The organism is Inquilinus limosus, assembly GCF_051487185.1.
GTDB classification, from domain to species: domain Bacteria; phylum Pseudomonadota; class Alphaproteobacteria; order DSM-16000; family Inquilinaceae; genus Inquilinus; species Inquilinus limosus_F.
On record NZ_JAHVDK010000003.1, the window covers coordinates 1 to 17,089 of the forward strand.

14 protein-coding genes and 1 pseudogene are annotated in these 17,089 nt (G+C 67.8%); 9 read left to right on the forward strand and 6 right to left on the reverse strand.

The window, feature by feature from the left end; all coding sequences use genetic code 11:
- The 6 genes and pseudogenes from KXR53_RS03570 to KXR53_RS03595 form a co-directional block, all read left to right on the forward strand.
- Positions 1-201, forward strand: a pseudogene (locus tag KXR53_RS03570) (MBL fold metallo-hydrolase); the annotation flags it as partial.
- A gap of 1,800 nt (positions 202-2,001) precedes the next feature.
- The gene (locus KXR53_RS03575; protein WP_437373471.1) at positions 2,002-2,772 is read left to right on the forward strand and encodes a hypothetical protein; all 771 of its coding nucleotides are present in this window, start codon (positions 2,002-2,004) and stop codon (positions 2,770-2,772) included.
- A gap of 215 nt (positions 2,773-2,987) precedes the next feature.
- Complete coding sequence (gene pbpC / locus KXR53_RS03580) at positions 2,988-5,111, forward strand: penicillin-binding protein 1C (RefSeq protein WP_437373473.1); 2,124 nt, start codon at positions 2,988-2,990, stop codon at positions 5,109-5,111.
- A gap of 126 nt (positions 5,112-5,237) precedes the next feature.
- Complete coding sequence (locus tag KXR53_RS03585) at positions 5,238-5,714, forward strand: MarR family winged helix-turn-helix transcriptional regulator (RefSeq protein WP_437373475.1); 477 nt, start codon at positions 5,238-5,240, stop codon at positions 5,712-5,714.
- 1 nt (position 5,715) lies between these two features.
- Positions 5,716-6,831 carry an HlyD family secretion protein gene (locus KXR53_RS03590; RefSeq protein WP_437373477.1) on the forward strand — a complete coding sequence of 372 codons (1,116 nt, stop codon included), beginning with the start codon at positions 5,716-5,718 and terminating at the stop codon, positions 6,829-6,831.
- Position 6,832: 1 nt separating this feature from the next.
- Positions 6,833-8,362 carry a DHA2 family efflux MFS transporter permease subunit gene (locus KXR53_RS03595; protein ID WP_437373479.1) on the forward strand — a complete coding sequence of 510 codons (1,530 nt, stop codon included), beginning with the start codon at positions 6,833-6,835 and terminating at the stop codon, positions 8,360-8,362.
- Positions 8,363-8,451: 89 nt separating this feature from the next.
- Here KXR53_RS03595 and KXR53_RS03600 read toward each other — a convergent pair whose 3' ends face one another.
- The 4 genes from KXR53_RS03600 to KXR53_RS03615 form a co-directional block, all read right to left on the reverse strand.
- On the reverse strand, positions 8,452-8,673 hold the full coding sequence (locus KXR53_RS03600) for a hypothetical protein (RefSeq protein WP_437373481.1): 222 nt from the start codon (positions 8,671-8,673) through the stop codon (positions 8,452-8,454).
- A 156-nt stretch (positions 8,674-8,829) separates the two neighbouring features.
- Positions 8,830-10,785 (reverse strand): bifunctional 2',3'-cyclic-nucleotide 2'-phosphodiesterase/3'-nucleotidase, encoded by a 1,956-nt coding sequence (locus tag KXR53_RS03605; protein WP_437373483.1) that lies wholly within the window; start codon positions 10,783-10,785, stop codon positions 8,830-8,832.
- Between the two features lie 113 nt (positions 10,786-10,898).
- Positions 10,899-11,081 (reverse strand): YegP family protein, encoded by a 183-nt coding sequence (locus KXR53_RS03610; RefSeq protein ID WP_437373485.1) that lies wholly within the window; start codon positions 11,079-11,081, stop codon positions 10,899-10,901.
- 93 nt (positions 11,082-11,174) lie between these two features.
- The gene (locus tag KXR53_RS03615; RefSeq protein WP_437373487.1) at positions 11,175-12,617 is read right to left on the reverse strand and encodes a short-chain fatty acyl-CoA regulator family protein; all 1,443 of its coding nucleotides are present in this window, start codon (positions 12,615-12,617) and stop codon (positions 11,175-11,177) included.
- A gap of 163 nt (positions 12,618-12,780) precedes the next feature.
- Here KXR53_RS03615 and aceA point away from each other — a divergent pair, with 163 nt between their 5' ends.
- Entirely contained in the window at positions 12,781-14,058 is a 1,278-nt protein-coding gene (gene aceA, locus KXR53_RS03620) for an isocitrate lyase (protein WP_437373489.1), read from the forward strand.
- Between the two features lie 29 nt (positions 14,059-14,087).
- On the forward strand, positions 14,088-14,291 hold the full coding sequence (locus tag KXR53_RS03625) for a DUF4170 domain-containing protein (protein WP_437373491.1): 204 nt from the start codon (positions 14,088-14,090) through the stop codon (positions 14,289-14,291).
- A 129-nt stretch (positions 14,292-14,420) separates the two neighbouring features.
- Here the strand turns inward: KXR53_RS03625 and KXR53_RS03630 are convergent, their stop codons facing one another.
- Positions 14,421-15,188 carry a hypothetical protein gene (locus KXR53_RS03630; RefSeq protein ID WP_437373492.1) on the reverse strand — a complete coding sequence of 256 codons (768 nt, stop codon included), beginning with the start codon at positions 15,186-15,188 and terminating at the stop codon, positions 14,421-14,423.
- A gap of 625 nt (positions 15,189-15,813) precedes the next feature.
- Here KXR53_RS03630 and aqpZ point away from each other — a divergent pair.
- On the forward strand, positions 15,814-16,539 hold the full coding sequence (gene aqpZ / locus KXR53_RS03635) for an aquaporin Z (RefSeq protein WP_437373494.1): 726 nt from the start codon (positions 15,814-15,816) through the stop codon (positions 16,537-16,539).
- A gap of 42 nt (positions 16,540-16,581) precedes the next feature.
- On the opposite strand, the gene KXR53_RS03640 is transcribed toward aqpZ, so the two are convergent.
- A complete protein-coding gene (locus tag KXR53_RS03640; RefSeq protein ID WP_437373496.1) occupies positions 16,582-17,043 on the reverse strand; it encodes a GNAT family N-acetyltransferase in 462 nt (153 codons plus the stop codon).
- Positions 17,044-17,089 lie beyond the last annotated feature (46 nt).

Genomic DNA, 17,089 nt, shown 5'->3' on the forward strand with positions numbered 1-17,089 from the left:
GTCGGGTTCGACCACCCCGAGTGGTACAACGGCTTCGAGCATGACCCCGAGGAGGCGGCCCGCGTCCGGACCCGTCTGTTGCGGGAGCTGGCGGGGACCGGCGAGCTGCTGGTGGCCACCCACCTGCCGTTCCCGTCCGTCGGCCGGGTAGCGGCCGCCGGCGACGCCTTCCGCTGGGTGCCGGTCTTCTGGGATTACTGATCGCTTGTCGGGTTGGGGCCGAACCGGACGACCGCATGCGTTCGAACAACTGGTCGATCGCTGCCTCGTGCGACACCGCCTGGAGTGGCCCCTGTGGTGAGACAGGGGCCACTCCAAGGGTCCACTCCGGTCCGCTAAAAGTGCACTGTCACCGTTCTCAACGTATTCTCAAAGTGCACTGTCATCGTATTTGTATTTGGTCGGCGCACTCGGCTCCAGAGAGCGGACATGACCGCACGCGGCCCGATGCGGACCTTTGGGAGAGCGAGTATGATGTGCGCATTCGAGCAGCCGAGGAACTGCTGCGAGAAATCTTGATCGGCCTTTCTGCTGCGGGCGAGATAGTCAATGGTCTATCGGTTGGCGGTTCTGATCGGGCTGTTGGCCGGAATTGTTGCGGGCTCTCTCGCGGTTGCGGTAGCTATGCAGCACAATCCGCAAGGCATCTATGTTGACAACGAAACAGGAAATTTGAATTACTCTGGATTGGCGGCTATCTTCGCGTCGTGGGTCGCTGTGCTAGGAGTTTGCGCGGCAGCAATTATCTCAGTCATTGCATTTGTAGCTGGCCGACTAGGTGCTATGTTTCGCGCAAGTCGCCACACGCGTTGATCGGAAGACTATCACCCGCAACTTCCACTTTCCGCCCTTTGCAGAACGGGCTCAGTGAGGGGCTCGGGGCCATAGAGCGCCCGAGCCCCAGGCCATCACAGCACGAAGTCCGACGCGGTCAGGACGTGGTCGGCATAGACCGTGATGATCGCATCCGGGGCCTTGTCGCCGTCGACGAGAGCCCTGAACCTCCGTGCAGCATCTCTGGATGGAACGCGCCCTCGGGGCCGGAATCCAGCGAAAATCGCTCGGGCACAACTTCCGCCTTTCGGCCCTTTCCGGCCGTCCAACCATAGCGCCAGTACGGCAGGTCGCAGTATAAGCGAGTAGGTCTGTCTGTGCCTTGAGCGTCTTTCGAAGCAGATATTTTGAGAGAAGGTTAAATACCATGAAGCATAATGCAGAAGGTTTTCAGAAAATAGCTGGAATTCAACTAGTCATACTTTGCACAGCCATGGCTTCGTGTGCACCTTCGAGAGGGTTTCCCGAAAATTCGAATGTCATCCCGGAGAAATGGCACGTTGCATCCGCATGGTCTTGTCAGCCGGACTCATGGCGCAAAGTGGTGTATGACGGCAAGGGGACCGAAACCGACTCGTCGTCCGGTCGCGTCGGGACAAAGAAGCTTATAAACATGCGATCCGGAATGGTAACATATAAATTCGGCGGCGATATGAATCCAGATGAAATTATAAGTGAGCGTATAATATATACTCAGATCGAAGCTGGAAAGTATATTGGAACTTACGAACCAAAATTGACCATTGTCACAGCACAGCATAGCGTCGGCGTGCACGTATATGACATCGATTTCGAGAATGGACATTATGCTGAATACGCAGCAGGTGTTCCGCTTTCTGCGATCTGGCATGGCATGTGTAGCCCCGTCCCATAAATCTGCCTGTTATTGAACGGACAGAATGACCGCTTTCCGCCCTTGGACGACGGTCGGGCGTCTGCCAAAGCATGTGTTCCACCGTGCCGAACGCATGCCCGGCTATGGAGAGTCCTGCAACCTCCCTTCTCGCCGCGAGGCGCGACGCCTTGGCGGTCCAGGAGGGGCGCTGTCCGCACAATGTTCATTGCGCGCTCTCCCGAACCTCGTTCATTATTCGTTCTATGGAAAGCGCGCCAGAAGATCTCGACATCCCGGCCTATTGCCGCGGCCTCGCGCTGCAGCAGATTGGAATGCTCACGCGGATCGCGGAGCTCGGCATGCGGATGGTCGAGGCCGAAGGCGCCCGCGCCATCGCCGCCCAGGCCCGCGCCGCTGAGCCCAAGGCCGACGAGGCCGCGGTGGAGACGGCCAGGGCCGAGGCGCAGGAGGCCGGCCTGGCCTTCACCCGCTTCTCCGGCACGGTGCAGCGCGCCCTGGCGCTGCGCGCCCGCGCCGCCGACCGGCTCTGCGCCCATGACAGGGCCGACCGCAAGGCCCGCCGCGCCCGCCAGCGCAACCATGTCACCGAGGCCCTCTACGACCTGATCTGGGATCCCCGCCAGTCGACCGAGGAGCTCGACAAGGCCGAGGAGCGCACCGACGCTCTGAACGAGCGGCTCGACGCGCTCTACCAGGACGAGGAGAACCGGGTCGAGGACCGGCCGGTCGGCTCGGTCATCGCCGGGCTGGCCTGCGGCCTCGAGCTGTCCGACGAATGGCGCCGCCGGGCCGCCGACTGGTCGGACCCGCCCTATCCGCCGCCGCTGACCGGCACCGTCGCCGAGACCAAGACGCGGCGCTGGGCCCGGCTGGTCAAGCTGATGCAGCAGCCGGTCGACCTCGCCGAGCCCGGCCAGGCCCCCGCGCTGAAGGCCGGGATCGAGGCCCGGCTCAAGGAGCCTGACGTCGCGGCCCTGCTCGAGGCCGAGCCCCCGATGCGGGCCGCCGACCGCCTCCGCCGATCGCTCGGCCTCGACCCCTACATCTTCCCCGAAGACCCGGACGAACCCGACACCGGATGACGGCTTCGGGCCGGAGCCGCCCCCTCACCCGAAATCGCGTGCCGCGATTTCGACCTCTCCCCTGGGGAGAGGTGTCATGGGCGCCGCTCGTATTTCCCTCTCCTCGGGGAGAGGGAGGGGCCCATTCGCGGCAGCGAATGGGAGGGTGAGGGGGGCGGCTCCGCCTCCTCTCGCTCCGGCCATCAATCCGCCACCGGCTGCGCTAGAATGGCGCCATGGGCGGGATGCGGAGACTCTGGCGGCGGATCGCGATCGGGGCGGGGGCGTGCATCGTCCTGGCCGCGCTGATCGTCGGCGCCGCGCTGTGGCTCGATGCCCGCTATCCGCCGGTGCTCGACCGCTATCTCGACCGCTCCGCCATCGTGCTGGACAAGGACGGGCAGTTGCTGCGCGCCTTCACCGCCCGCGACGGCACTTGGCGGCTGAAGGCGGCGGTCGAGGACGTGTCGCCGCTCTACCTCGCTCTGCTGCAGGCCTATGAGGACAAGCGCTTCCGCCGGCATCTCGGGGTTGACCCGCTGGCGACCGCGCGCGCCTTCGGCCAGATGGTCCGGCATGGCGGCGTCGTCTCCGGCGCCTCGACCCTGACCATGCAGGCGGTGCGCCTCCTGGAGCCGCGGCCGCGCACCCTCGGCTCGAAGCTGATCGAGATGGCGCGGGCGCTGCAGCTCGAGGCGCACTATTCGAAGGACCAGATCCTCGGCATCTACCTGACCCTGGCGCCGTTCGGCGGCAATCTCGAAGGCGTGCGCGCCGCCTCGCTGGCCTATTTCGGCAAGGAGCCGAAGCTGCTGACCCCGGGCGAGGCGGCCCTCCTGGTGGCGCTGCCGCAATCGCCGACGAAGCTGCGCCCCGACCGCTTCCCGCAGGCGGCGCGGGCGGCGCGCGACCGGGTGCTGCTGCGCGTCGCCGCCGCCGGGGCGCTGGACCCAGAGGCGGCGCGCGAGGCGACGGAGCAGCCGACGCCTTCCGTCCGGCTGGCGCTGCCGTTCCGGGCGCCGCATCTGGCCGAGCGGCTGGCGGCGGAGGATCGCGGCCGGGAGGTGATGCGCAGCACCATCGACGGCCGGCTGCAGGCGGGGCTGGAGGAGCTGGCGCAGCGCTCGCTGCGCGGCCTCGACGCCAGCAGCAACATCGCCGTGGTGGCGGTGGAGAACGCCACCGGCCGGGTGGTCGGCTATATCGGCTCCGGCACCTTCTTCGAGGAGCGGCGCGACGGCCAGATGGACCTCGCCCGCGCCGTGCGCTCGCCCGGATCGGCGCTGAAGCCCTTCATCTTCGGCATGGGCTTCGAGGACCGCATCATCCTGCCGGAGACGGTGGTGCTGGACCTGCCGATGCGCTTCGGCGACTACGCCCCGACCAATTTCGACCCCGGCTATTCCGGCGAGGTCTCGGTGCGCGAGGCGCTGCAGCGGTCGCTGAACATCCCGGCGGTGCAGCTGCTGGACCATGTCGGCCCGGCCCGCTTCGCCGCCAGGCTGCGCCAGGCCGGCGCGCCGCTGCGATTCGACGACCCGACGGCGCTGCCCAGCTTGGCCGTGGCGCTGGGCGGCGGTGGCATGACGCTGCTCGACCTCGTCCGGCTCTATGCCGGCATCGCCCGCGGCGGCGCCGTGCCCGACCTCGTCTTCCGTGCCGACGCCCCGCCCTCCGGCACTGACGGGCCGCGCATCCTCGACCCGTCGGCGGCGTGGTACGTCACCGAAATCCTGGCCTCGGCGCCGCCTCCGGTGGCCATGGCCGACCCCGGCATGATGCGCGACGGCCGCCGCATCGCCTTCAAGACCGGCACCTCCTACGGCTTCCGCGACGCCTGGGCGATCGGCTTCGACGCCGGGCACACGATCGGCGTCTGGGTCGGCCGGCCGGACGGGTCGCCCAGCCCCGACCGCTTCGGCCGCAACACCGCGGCGCCGCTGCTGTTCCGCGCCTTCGCCCTGCTGCCGCCGCCGGCCCGCGACGTGGTCGGCCCGGCGCCCGCCGGCACGCCGGTGCTGCGGGCGGAGGACCTGCCGCCAAGGCTGAAGCGGCTGCCCGCCGGCCCGGTCGCGGTGGCGCCGCTGCCGTCGCTGGCCGGGATCGAGCCACTGGCCATCGCCTTCCCGGCCGATGGCGCGGCGGTGGAGCGGCCGCGGGAAGGCGACCGCTTCGGCTCGCTCTCCCTCGTCGCCACCGGCGGCCGCCGGCCGTTCCTGTGGATGGTCGACGGCCGGCCGATCCCGTCCTCGCCCTTGAAGCGCGACGCCGACTGGACGCCGCCTGGGCCGGGCGCGGCGCAGATCACCGTGATCGACGCCACCGGCGCCACCGCCACCGCCCGGGTCTGGCTGCGCTGATAGTCTGATCCGCCCTGCTGCGCGAATTCCTATCGGCAGGCCCGCGCTGCGGCGATAGGTCCGTCATTTGCGAGGGTCGGTCAGTGACCATATAGTAAGGCAGATTACAGTCAGGTCGCTTCATAGATGAGCGAGACCAAGCCTCTCGTCAGCCTCTACACCCTGATCAAGGACCTCGATCAGCTGCTGCGCCGCCGCTTCGAGGAGCGGGTGCGCGCGGCCGGTCTGGACCTCACCCGGCCGCAATACCGGGTGCTGCTCTTCATCGACCGCAATCCCGGCATCACCCAGGCGCGGCTGGCGGAGCTGCTCGACGTCGAGAAGATGACCGTCACCGGCCTGCTCGACCGGATGGAGAAGCGCGGCTGGGTCGAGCGCCGGCGCGACCCGCGCGACCGGCGCGCCCATGCGCTGCATCTGCTGCCGCCGGCGCGGCCGATCGTCGAGCAGCTCGAGACGGTGATCGAACAATGGCAGGAGGACACCAGCGCCCGGCTGCCGGCCGAGGTGATGGCCCGGCTGATCGGCGACCTGCAGACGCTGAAGACCAGGCTGACCTCCGAGACGGACGAACCGGCGGCCGATGCCGCCAGGCGGGGCTGAGATGCCAGACGGAAGCAACGACACGACCCTGAAGCCTTCGCAGCAGGCCAGCGAGACGCCGCCGGCCAGGCCGCGCCGGCGCGGCCTGCGCCTGGTGCTGCTGGTCGGGGTGCCGCTGCTGATCGCCGTCGGTGGGCTCGCCCTCTACGCCATGGGCGGCCGCTACGCCGAGACCGACAACGCCTATGTCCATGCCGACACGGTGTCGATCGCGCCCGAGATCTCGGGCCGGCTGGTCGCGGTCGACGTCGCGACCAACCAGCCGGTCCAGGCCGGCCAGGTGCTGTTCCGGATCGACGACCGGGCGCCGCGCTACGCGCTGGAGCAGGCCGAGGCCGACATGCGCCAGGCCGCGTTCGACTTCCAGGGCATCAAGGCCAATCTGGTGGAGCAGCAGGCGACGCTGGACCAGGCCCGCACCACCCAGGACTACCGGCAGAAGGATTACGACCGCATCGCCGCGCTGGCGAAGAACGGCAACGCCTCGCAGTCGCAGCTCGACGATGCCCGCCAGGCGCTCGACGTGGCCCGCAGCAATGTCGAGGTCGCGCAGTCGCAGATCGGCATGACCCTGGCCAAGCTGGGCGGCAACCCCGACCTGACGCTGGACGACTACCCGCCCTACCGACAGGCCGAGGCGCGGCGCGACCAGGCGCAGCTCGACCTCGACCACACCCAGGTCAAGGCGCCGTTCCCCGGCATCGCCGCCAAGGCCGACGCGGTGCTGCCCGGCGCCTATGTCACCGCCGGCTCGCCGGTGCTGGCTCTGGTGCGCACCGACAAGGTCTGGATCGACGCCAATCTGAACGAGACCGACCTGACCAACGTCAAGGTGGGCCAGCCGGTCGAGGTCACGGTCGACACCTATCCGGGCGTCACCTGGGACGGCCGCGTCGACAGCCTCAGCCCGGCCAGCGGCGCCGAGTTCTCGCTGCTGCCGCCGCAGAACTCCAGCGGCAACTGGGTCAAGGTCACCCAGCGCATCCCGGTCCGCATCCTCGTCGACACCGAAGGCAAGCCGCAGCTGCGCGCGGGCATGAGCACCGAGGTCGCGATCGACACCGGCCATGCGCGCGGCCTGCCCTTCCTCGGAGGCACGGCGTTCGGAGCGCAGTGACATGGCGGCACCCGGCGAATCCGTCCCCTACCGGGGCATGATCACGGTCTGCGTGATGCTGGCGACCATCATGCAGGCGCTGGACACCACCATCGCCAACATCGCCCTGCCCTACATGCAGGGCAATCTCGGCGCCAACCAGGACCAGATCAACTGGGTCCTGACCTCCTACATCGTCGCCGCGGCGATCATGACGCCGGTCACCGGCGCCCTGGTCAGCCGGATCGGCCGCAAGAACCTGTTCATCGTCTCGGTGATCGGCTTCGTCGTCGCCTCGGTGCTGTGCGGCCTGGCCCAGAACGTCACCGAGATCGTCGGCTTCCGGCTGCTGCAGGGCGTGTTCGGCGCGCCGCTGGTGCCGCTGTCCCAGGCCACGGTGATCGACATCAACCCGCCGGAGCGGCGCGGCCAGGCCATGGCGATCTGGGGCGTCGGCGTCATGGTCGGGCCGATCCTCGGCCCCGTGCTCGGTGGCTGGCTGACCGATCACTACTCCTGGCGCTGGGTGTTCTACATCAACGTGCCGATCGGCGCCCTGGCGCTGGCCGGCATGCTGATCTTCATGTCGGACAGCGGCCGGCAGGCGGCCAAGCGCTTCGACTGGCTCGGCTTCTTCTTTCTCAGCCTCGGCATCGGCGCGCTGCAGATGATGCTCGACCGCGGCCAGGACCAGGACTGGTTCAACTCGCTCGAGATCATCATCGAGCTGGTGCTGGCGGCGCTCGGCTTCTACCTCTTCGTCGTGCATCTGCTGACGGCGGAGGCGCCCTTCGTCCGTCCCGCGCTGTTCACCGACCGCAACTTCGTGGTCGCCATGGTGGTGATGGCGATCGTCGGGTCGCTCTACTACTCGATCATGGCCCTGGCGACGCCGTTCCTGCAGACCATGCTGGGCTATCCGGTGGTCACGGCCGGCCTCGTGATGGGCCCGCGCGGCATCGGTACCATGGTGGCGATGATGGCGGTCGGCCGGCTGATCGGGAAGGTCGACACCCGCCTCCTGCTGCTGATCGGCCTCGGCATGATCATCGGCTCGCTGTGGCGGATGACGGGCTACAACCTCGACATCTCCGCGACCGAGTTCATGCTCGACGGGCTGGTGCAGGGCGCCGGCCTCGGCCTCGTCTTCGTGCCGCTCTCGACCATGGCCTTCTCGACCCTGCCGCGGCTCTATCTGGACGAGGGTGCCGGCATCTACAGCGTGTCGCGCAACCTCGGCAGCTCGATCGGCATCTCGATCGTCACCGCGCTGCTGACCCGCAACATCCAGACCAACCACCAGCTGCTGGGCGAGCACGTCACCGCCTTCAGCCCGGCGGTGCGGCAGCTGCCGGAGATGATGTCCCCTGGCACCGTGACCGGCCGGGCGATCCTCGACCAGCTGGTCAACCAGCAGGCGGCGCTGATCGCTTATATCGACGACTTCAAGCTCCTGATGGTGCTGGCGATCGCGGCGATCCCTCTGCTGCTCCTGCTGCGCAAGCCCAAGGCCGGCGGCAGCGGGCCGGCGGTGCAGGTGCATGCGGATTGACGGTACGCCTTGGATCCGCTGCCATCTGATAAAGTAAGGAGGCAGGAGGCGACCATGACAGTCAAGATCTCGATCACGCTGACCGATGATCAGGAAGCCCTTGCACGCGGCTTGGTCGACAGCGGGCAATACCGAGCCTCAGCGCGGTGCTCCAGCGCCGGCTCGACATGCTGCGGCGCGACAACGAGATGCGTGACGCAGAGCTCCAGGCCCTCCGACTGCTGATCGATCAGCGTCGGGCGGGACCGTTCGTGGAACTTGACGAAGGTGAGGCGGCGACTGAAGCGCTTCTGGCCTTGAGGCGCGCTCATTAGTCGATTTGGACAAAAACTGAACTAATCTGTCATGCCCGGGCTTGACCCGGGCATCCAGAGTCTGTCGACATCTTCTGGATTGCCGGGGTCAAGCCCGGCAATGACAATAAGGGGGTGAGCTTTGCTCGGGTCGGTTCTTCCGGGGCGTTCCCTCTACCCCGCGAACACCAGCCGGTACTTGGCGAAACCGTCGCCGGCATCGCCGAGCTGCTCGATGGTCAGACCCGGCGGCACCGCCGCCTGGGCGGCAGCTGGGGCGCCGGGGAAGGTCACCACCACAGTCTTCGGCAGCGGCACGAAGCTCCAATTGCCGTCGGCGGTCGGGTTGATCCGGCCCTGCTCGTGGATGAAGCGCACCAGCACGTCGCGGTTGGTGTCCGGCGCCTCGACCACGATGGTCTTGCCGTCCAGCCCCGGGAAGCTGCCGCCGCCCCCGGCGCGGTAGTTGTTGGTGACGACGACGAACTCTTGGCTTTCGTCGATCGGCTTGCCCTGGAACTGCAGGTCGACGATGCGATGGGCGTCCGGTGCCACCAACTTGCCGTCGCCGTCGTAGCGCGAGGGCTGGGTCAGGTCGATCTTGTAGGTCACGCCATCGATCACGTCGAAATTGTAGGACGGGAAGGACGGGTCGATCAGCGGCTGCTCCTCGGCCTTCGCCGGGTCGATGCGGTTGAAGATGCCGGCCGACCGCTCCAGCCATTCGCGCACGATGGCGCCGGAGACGCGCACCGCCCGCACCGTGTTCGGGTAGAGATAGAGGTCGGCGACGTTCTTGATCGCGATCGGCCCGGCCGGGACGCTGGTGTAGTAGTCGGGCCCGCCGCGGCCGCCGGCCTTGAACGGCGCGGCGGCGGAGAGCAGCGGCAACCCCGCCGCGGGGGTGCCGGCCAGCAGCGGCGCGACGTACCAGAGCTGGGCCTGGCTGACGATCTGCACCGACGGGTCGTCCGCCACCAGGGCGAAGTAGCTGGTGATCGGCGCCGTGATCTCGCCGACCGGCTGGCGGACATAGGCGAGGGTGGCGTCGTGCTCCGCCTGCGCCGCCGCGAGGATCTCCGGCCGCGATTCGACCAGCGGCACCACCTTGCGGTCGCGGCGCTCGTAGATCGGCCGGGCCTCGGATTTGAACGCCGCGACCTTCCATGCGGCGCCGTCGCGCTCCAGCTCCAGGTCGATGATACCGAGATGGCTGCCCCAGAATCCGGCCATCACCGCCGGGATGCCGTGCAGCGTCCCGCGCTCGGCGTCGACGCCGTCGATGCCGGCGAAGTCCGGGCCGGGGAAGACCCGGTGCTGGTGGCCGGTCAGGATCACGTCGATGCCCGGCACCTCGGCCAGGAACAGGGCCGCGTTCTCCTCGCCGCCCGCGCGGGGACCGCCGGCGATGCCGGAATGGCACAGCGCCACCACCAGCTCGGCCCCTTCCTTGCGCAGCTCGGGCACGAATTTGCGGGCGGCGTCGACGATGTCGGTGGTCGTGACATGGCCTTCGAGATGGCCCTGGTCCCACTGCATGATCTGTGGCGGGACGAAGCCGATGACGCCGATCTTCACCGGCACCGTGGCGCCGGACTCATCCTTCAGATTGCGCTCCAGGATCTTGAAGGGCGGCAAATAGGGGCTGCCGTCGGTCTTCAGCAGGTTGGCGCAGACCAGCGGGAAATCGGCGCCCTGCATCATCGCCTTGCCGAGATAGTCGAGCCCGTAGTTGAACTCGTGATTGCCCATGGTCCCGCAGTCGTAGCCCAGCAGGTTCATGGCCTTGACGATCGGGTGCACCGCGCCGTTCTCCAGGCCGCGCTGATAGGCCATGTAGTCGCCCATCGGGTTGCCCTGGATCACGTCGCCGTTGTCGAACAGCAGGACATTGGTGGCCTCGGCCCGGGCGGCCGCCAGCACCGCGGCGGTGCGGGCCAGGCCCATCGTGTCGTCGCCCTTGTCGCGATAGTAGTCGTAGGGGAAGACGGCGACGTGCAGGTCCGTCGTCTCCAAGACCCGCAGCGTCAGCTTCGGCGCCGCGGCCCGCAGCGGGGCAGGCGCCAGGCCGATCGCGGCGGCGGCGACACCCGCCTTCAAGGTGGTGCGGCGGGTCAGGCGATCGGTCATGCGGCGCTCCTGCGGCTGGGACGCCGCAGTCTAGAGCGAAGAAGATGACGGTTCCTAGTCGATCGCCGCGAGGTCGAGTGCCGGGCGGGCCCCCGCCCGCCCGGCAGCCGTGGTCAGGCGGCGCTGTTGTCCTCGGTCTGGGCCTCGGGGCCGTTCTTCTTGATCGACTCGATGGCGTTCTTGGCCGAGGCCTTGCTGGCGTAGCCCTCGGTCGAGAAGATCACCTCGGAGTTGTACTTGAACTGCACCCGGTACTCGCCGGCCTTGTCCTTGTAGATGACAAATTTGTGAGCCATGGGTCGCCCCTCCGGGATTGTGACATTCGCCCGGCAGTTTGATCGCGATATCCCAATATTCGCAAGCAGCTTTGTTGATCGAAGACAAGTTTTCTACGCCGCCGGGGTGAACTGATAGGGCGTGGCACCGCGCAAATTCTCGTCCACCGACAGCACGTGGTTCAGCGGCGGGAAGGCACGCTGGTCGCAATCCGGCCGCTCGCACAGCCGGCAATGCAGCCCGATCGGCGCCGCCGCCTCGTCGGAGGCGAGATCGATGCCGTCGGCATAGACCAGCTGCGCCGCATGGGCGATCTCGCAGCCCAGCGCCAGGGCGAAGCTCTGCCCCGGCGCGCGGAAGCCGGCGCCCGGCTTGGACACGGTGCGGGCGATGGTGAACCAGCGGCTGCCGTCCGGCAGCTCCGCCACCTGGGTCTGGATCCGCCCGGGCGAGCGGAAGGCGTCGGGCAGGATCCACAACGGGCAGGCGCCGCCCATGCGGGCGAAGGCGGAGTTGGTGGCGCCCAGGCGCTTGGACACGTTGCCGGCCTTGTCGCTGCGGATCAGGAAGAAGGGCACGCCCTTGGCGCCCTGGCGCTGCAGCGTGGTCAGGCGGACGCAGACCTGCTCGAACGAAGCCTCGAACCGGCTCTGCAGCACCTCGATGTCGTAGCGCAGCGCCGTCGCCGCCCGCCAGAACCTGTCATACGGCATCATCACCGCCCCGGCCAGATAGTTGGCCAGCACGATGCGGCCGAGGCGCGACGCCTCCGGGCCGGAGAAGCCGACCGGCGCCACCATCTCGTCCAAGAGGGCCCGGTACTTGATCAGCGCGATCTGCACCGCCAGCTGGAAGCTGCGGCTGGGCAGGGGCAGCATCTCGGATAGGAGAATTCGGCGGCCGTGCCGGTCGTAGCGGCGGCGCACCGGCCCCATCACCTCGACCGGCATCACCTTGACCCGCAGCGTCAGCTCCTCGTCGAGATACCGGATCAGCCCGGGGAATAGGGCCCCGGGCTCGATCGCGCCGGCTTGCCAGATCTCCTCCGCCGCCGTCTCCAGCTCCGGGAAATGATGGCCGTGCGCCTGCACCCAGTCGCGCACCTCGTCCAGTGGTGAGGAACCCTCGGCGATGTCCGGCGCCGATTGCTGCTCGGCCAGAAGCCGCAGCGTCTCCCGCCCCTCGCGATAGGCCTGGTACAGGGCCAGCACCGCCTCGGCCGCGGCCGGAGCCTGGGCGGCCAGGTCGATGATGTCCTGCCGCTTCAGCCCGGCGGTGCCCGGCCGCGGCGTGGCGAAGAGCGGATCGCCGAACACCTCGGAGAGGCCTCCGACCAGCCGCTCGCCCTCATCCTCGGCGAAGGTCGCGAGGTCGAGGTCGAAGATCTGGCCCAGCTTCAGCAGGATCTCGACCGTCACCGGCCGCTGGTTGCTCTCGATCAGGTTGAGATAGGAGGCGGAGATGCCCAGCCGTTCGGCGAGCTGCGCCTGCGTGACCTCGCGATCGCGCCGCAGCCGCCGGATCTTGTGCCCCAGCATCGCCTTGCGCGCGGCCATGGATATTCTCCGATTTACAAAATCGACATCAACAAACTTTACAAGCTTTCCCTTTCACGCTCAACGCCGCGTTGACGCTGGGCAGAGCGCGACCCAACATCCTTCTCATCTTCGCAGCGCAACATGACGCGCCGCCGCGACGGACTTGAAAAGGATTTACAGTATGGCTCCCCTCGACTCCCCGACCCCGACCCGAAGCCTGGCCGGCCGCTTCGACGGCATCGTCCGGGACTACACCCCGGCCGATGTCGAGCGGCTGCGCGGATCGGTCCGGATCGAGCACACGCTGGCCCGGCTGGGCGCCGAGCGGCTGTGGGAGCTGATGGACAAGCGCGACTTCGTCAACGCGCTCGGCGCTACCAACGGCACCCAGGCGATGCAGCAGGTTCGCGCCGGGCTGGAGGCGATCTACCTCTCCGGCTGGCAGGTCGCGGCCGACGCCAACACCGCCGGGCAGATGTATCCGGACCAGAGCCTGTATCCGGCCAATTCGGTGCCGGAGGCGGTGCGCCGGATCAACCGCACGCTGCAGCGCGCCGACCAGATCGAGCATGCGGAAGGCGGCGCCAAGCGCCACTGGTTCGCGCCGATCGTGGCCGATGCCGAGGCCGGCTTCGGCGGGCCGCTGAACGCTTTCGAGCTGATGAAGGCGATGATCGAGGCCGGCGCCGCCGGCGTGCATTTCGAGGACCAGCTGGCCTCGGAGAAGAAGTGCGGCCATCTCGGCGGCAAGGTGCTGGTGCCGATCCGCAGCTTCATCCGCACCCTCAACGCCGCGCGCCTCGCCGCCGACGTGATGGACGTGCCGACCGTGCTGATCGCCCGCACCGATGCGGAGAGCGCGAAGCTGATCACCACCGACGTCGACGAGCGCGACCATCCCTTCATCGACCGCGGGACGCGCACGGAGGAGGGCTTCCATCCGATCAAGCCCGAGAACCGGATGGAATACTGCATCGCCCGCGGCCTGGCCTTCGCGCCCTATGCCGACCTCCTGTGGATGGAGACGTCGAAGCCCGATCTCGGCCAGGCCAAGCGCTTCGCCGAGGGCATCCACAAGCAGTTCCCGGGCAAGCGCCTGGCCTACAACTGCTCACCCAGCTTCAACTGGAAGGCCAATCTCGACGACGCCACCATTGCCAAGTTCCAGCGCGAGCTGGGCGCGATGGGCTACAAGTTCCAGTTCATCACCCTGGCCGGCTTCCACAGCCTGAACTACGCCACCTTCGAGCTGGCGCGCGGCTACAAGGACCGGCAGATGGCCGCCTATTCCGAGCTGCAGCAGGCGGAGTTCGCGGCCGAGGCCCAGGGCTACACCGCGACCAAGCACCAGCGCGAGGTCGGCACCGGCTATTTCGACGCCGTCAGCCTCGCCATCTCCGGCGGCAAGGCCTCGACCACCGCGCTCGGCGAGTCGACCGAAGCCGCCCAGTTCCACTGATCGTCTGCGCCCGAACGGAGGACAGGACCATGACCACCCGACCGAACCGCTTCTGGATCATCGGCGGCGAATACGCCGACACCCGCTTCGACCGGCTGATCGACGGCACCGAAAGCCTACAGGGTCCCTTCGACAGTTATGACGACGCGCTGCACGCCTGGCGGCAGCTGGCCTCGGCGACCACCAGCAACGCGCATCAGCGCTACACCATCGCGCATGAGGGCGCCCGGTAGGGGGGCCTGATACGCGACCGGGCCGGGCGGCGCGGGCGCACCGTCCGGCCCTTCTTTCACGCGCCGATCCTACAGACCCAACTCCGGCCCGGCCGATCCGTTCGGCCGGGCCGCTTTCCGTCGGTCTGCTCAGTTGGGCTTGGCGCCCGGGTTGAGAGGCAGATCGTTCGGCGAGATGCAGAGGTCCCTCGCCACCGCCAGAACCTGCTTGTCGACCTCGACGTCGATGCTCTGGCCGTTGCCCAGCTTCCAGTCGACCTGGGCCAAGTCCTTGAGAGCCTGGGTCTGCTTGTTGCGATCGTTCCCCGCGACCTTGTCGACATAGGCGCGGATGATCTGCTTCCGGTTGACGTCGCTGTCCTTGCCGTAATCCAGCGACAGAAGCTGCTTCACGTCATCGAACGAGGTCTCGGGATTCTTGACGTAGTCATTGATCCACGTGTTGCGCGTCTCCTGGTTCGGCGCGTCCAGGAGGCTGGCTCCGAATTTCTGGGGCGTCGAGGTGTCGGGCTTGGGGCCGGCCGGCGTCTCCGGGCCCGGCCCGGCTTCCGGCGGGACCGGAAGCATGATGAAGTCGGGAGTCAGGTCCCCCTGGTGGTAGGCGTGGATCAGATCCGGATTGGGGATGTGGTCGTTCAGCGCGACGACGCCCGCGTTGATGTCCTTGGGCGCGATGCCGGCCTCCACGCCCATGCGCCATTGCGAGTCGCCGGACTCGGGCACCTGGACGGTGCCTTCGCTCAGCAGCTCCTGGGCGTCCTTGAGGCCGTGCTGCTGGGCCAGCCCGTTCAGCGTCTGCAGCCATTGCTGCTGCTGGGCCGCGGATACCTCGTGGGTCCGCCCGTCCTTTCCCACCAGCGAGAGCTTGTTGTCCTTGTAGGTGACCGTGAGCGACATCGACACCTCCGGTTTGGGGCGCCGCCATAGGCAGGCCCTGGCCTGTCCGGCGTCGGCCGAGAAGGGCCGCACGCGATTTTCCGACCTGGGTTGAGAATAGATTCCAGTCCCCCCGAATCTCTGCACCAACCCCGCGGGAATGTAAATGTTCCGAAATGATCCCGTCATCGGACTGCAATCCAGCGCGAGCCTTTGCCCTGCAAATGATCGGTGGACCAGGATGGCCGATCTGATCGACTTTCATTCGAAGGGAAACGATCCTCGCCGCGGTCGGCCGGCCTGAAGTCTCAGGTCATCCTGGTCGGGGATCCATATCGATCCAGTCTTCGGGCGCTCTCGACAGATTCCGGCGGCGCGGATCTCTCGGCATCCGGTCACAGAATCTTATTTGACAAATAGCGGAAATTGGAACCGCGGGGACGATCGGCGGCTAAACACTCCGCAGCTGGTATCCGCCGGGCCGTCTTGCCGCGATCCATCTCGCCGGCGATTGCAATCGATCTTGAGGCAAAAGATCAACATTGGCTCAAAGTCATTTTATTGCGCACAATTACACAATACTATATGTTGGTTCTTCGATCCTCCATGCCACCAGCGGCAGTGGAGGTCGAATGGAGGGAACCACATGTTCAAACGAGTCCTTGCCGAGGCGCTGGGGACGTTCTGGCTCGTTCTCGGCGGCACGGGCACGGCGGTCCTGGCCGGCCAGCATGTCGGCTTTCAGGGCGTCGCCCTGGCCTTCGGCCTGACGGTCGTGACCGGGGCCTATGCCCTCGGCCGCGTTTCGGGTGGTCACTTCAATCCGGCGGTCACGGCCGGGCTGGTCGCCGCCGGCCGCACGCCGGTGTCCGATCTCGTGCCCTACATCATCGCCCAGGCCGTCGGCGCCATCATCGCCTCGGGCGTCGTCTATCTCATCGCGTCCGATGTGTCCGGCGGCTACGACCTCGCCAAGGGGCTCGCCGCCAACGGCTATGCCGAGCATTCGCCCGGCGGCTACGGCCTGACCGCCGGGCTGATCACCGAGGTGGTGCTGACCGCGCTGTTCCTGGTGGTGATCGTCGGCGTCACCGGCAGCCCGGCGACGGCGCCCTTCGCGCCGCTGGCGATCGGCCTGGCGCTGACCCTGATCCACCTGATCTCGATCCCGGTCACCAACACCTCGGTCAACCCGGCCCGCAGCCTGGGGCCCGCGGTGTTCGTCGGCGGCTGGGCGCTGGCGCAGCTCTGGCTGTTCATCGTCGCGCCGGTGATCGGCGGCGTCATCGGCGGCCTGATCGGCCGCTTCGTGACCGAGCCAGAGGCCTCGGCCGCCGCGGCTTCGACGCCCCCGGGCGCCCCGGCGGAGTGAACTGAACCCGGGCTGGCGCCCCGGCGGCCGATCGCCGGGACGTCAGCCCAGCTCCTTTTCCATGAACAGGCTGAGCGGGTCTGGGCCGTAGTCGCCGAACGGGCCCCGGTCCCGGTAACCGAAGCGGCGGTAGAGGCCGATCGCCTCGGGCTGGTGGATGCCGGTCTCGAGCTGGATCAGCCGGACGCCGAGGGTGCGGGCCTCATCCTCGATCCGGGCCAGCAGGTCGCGGCCCACTTTCAGGCCCCGGGCCGCAGGGTCGACGAACATCCGCTTCAGCTCGGCCTGCCCGCCGGTCCCGACCCGCAGGGCGCCGCAGCCGACCACCCGGCCTTCCCGCCGGGCCACGAAGAAGCGCACCTCCGGCCGCTCCAGCGAAGAGATGTCGAGCATGTGGTTGCTCTCGGCCGGGTACAGGCTCGCCATCAGGGCGTCCGACTGCCGGATCAGGTCGAGCACCGAGTCCTGGCGCGGCGGCTCCGGGGCGATGATGGTGGCGGTCACAATGCGAACCTCGGTCGTTTCGCCCCGACTATAGCCGGGCGCGGCG

Excerpts from the sequence above, each read along its gene's own strand:
- KXR53_RS03575 (WP_437373471.1), top strand. The coding sequence starts at position 2,002 with ATGCTCACGCGGATCGCGGAGCTCGGCATGCGGATGGTCGAGGCCGAA.
- pbpC (WP_437373473.1), top strand. The coding sequence starts at position 2,988 with ATGGGCGGGATGCGGAGACTCTGGCGGCGGATCGCGATCGGGGCGGGG.
- KXR53_RS03585 (WP_437373475.1), top strand. The coding sequence starts at position 5,238 with ATGAGCGAGACCAAGCCTCTCGTCAGCCTCTACACCCTGATCAAGGAC.
- KXR53_RS03590 (WP_437373477.1), top strand. The coding sequence starts at position 5,716 with ATGCCAGACGGAAGCAACGACACGACCCTGAAGCCTTCGCAGCAGGCC.
- KXR53_RS03595 (WP_437373479.1), top strand. The coding sequence starts at position 6,833 with ATGGCGGCACCCGGCGAATCCGTCCCCTACCGGGGCATGATCACGGTC.
- KXR53_RS03600 (WP_437373481.1), bottom strand. The coding sequence starts at position 8,673 with ATGAGCGCGCCTCAAGGCCAGAAGCGCTTCAGTCGCCGCCTCACCTTC.
- KXR53_RS03605 (WP_437373483.1), bottom strand. The coding sequence starts at position 10,785 with ATGACCGATCGCCTGACCCGCCGCACCACCTTGAAGGCGGGTGTCGCC.
- KXR53_RS03610 (WP_437373485.1), bottom strand. The coding sequence starts at position 11,081 with ATGGCTCACAAATTTGTCATCTACAAGGACAAGGCCGGCGAGTACCGG.
- KXR53_RS03615 (WP_437373487.1), bottom strand. The coding sequence starts at position 12,617 with ATGGCCGCGCGCAAGGCGATGCTGGGGCACAAGATCCGGCGGCTGCGG.
- aceA (WP_437373489.1), top strand. The coding sequence starts at position 12,781 with ATGGCTCCCCTCGACTCCCCGACCCCGACCCGAAGCCTGGCCGGCCGC.
- KXR53_RS03625 (WP_437373491.1), top strand. The coding sequence starts at position 14,088 with ATGACCACCCGACCGAACCGCTTCTGGATCATCGGCGGCGAATACGCC.
- KXR53_RS03630 (WP_437373492.1), bottom strand. The coding sequence starts at position 15,188 with ATGTCGCTCACGGTCACCTACAAGGACAACAAGCTCTCGCTGGTGGGA.
- aqpZ (WP_437373494.1), top strand. The coding sequence starts at position 15,814 with ATGTTCAAACGAGTCCTTGCCGAGGCGCTGGGGACGTTCTGGCTCGTT.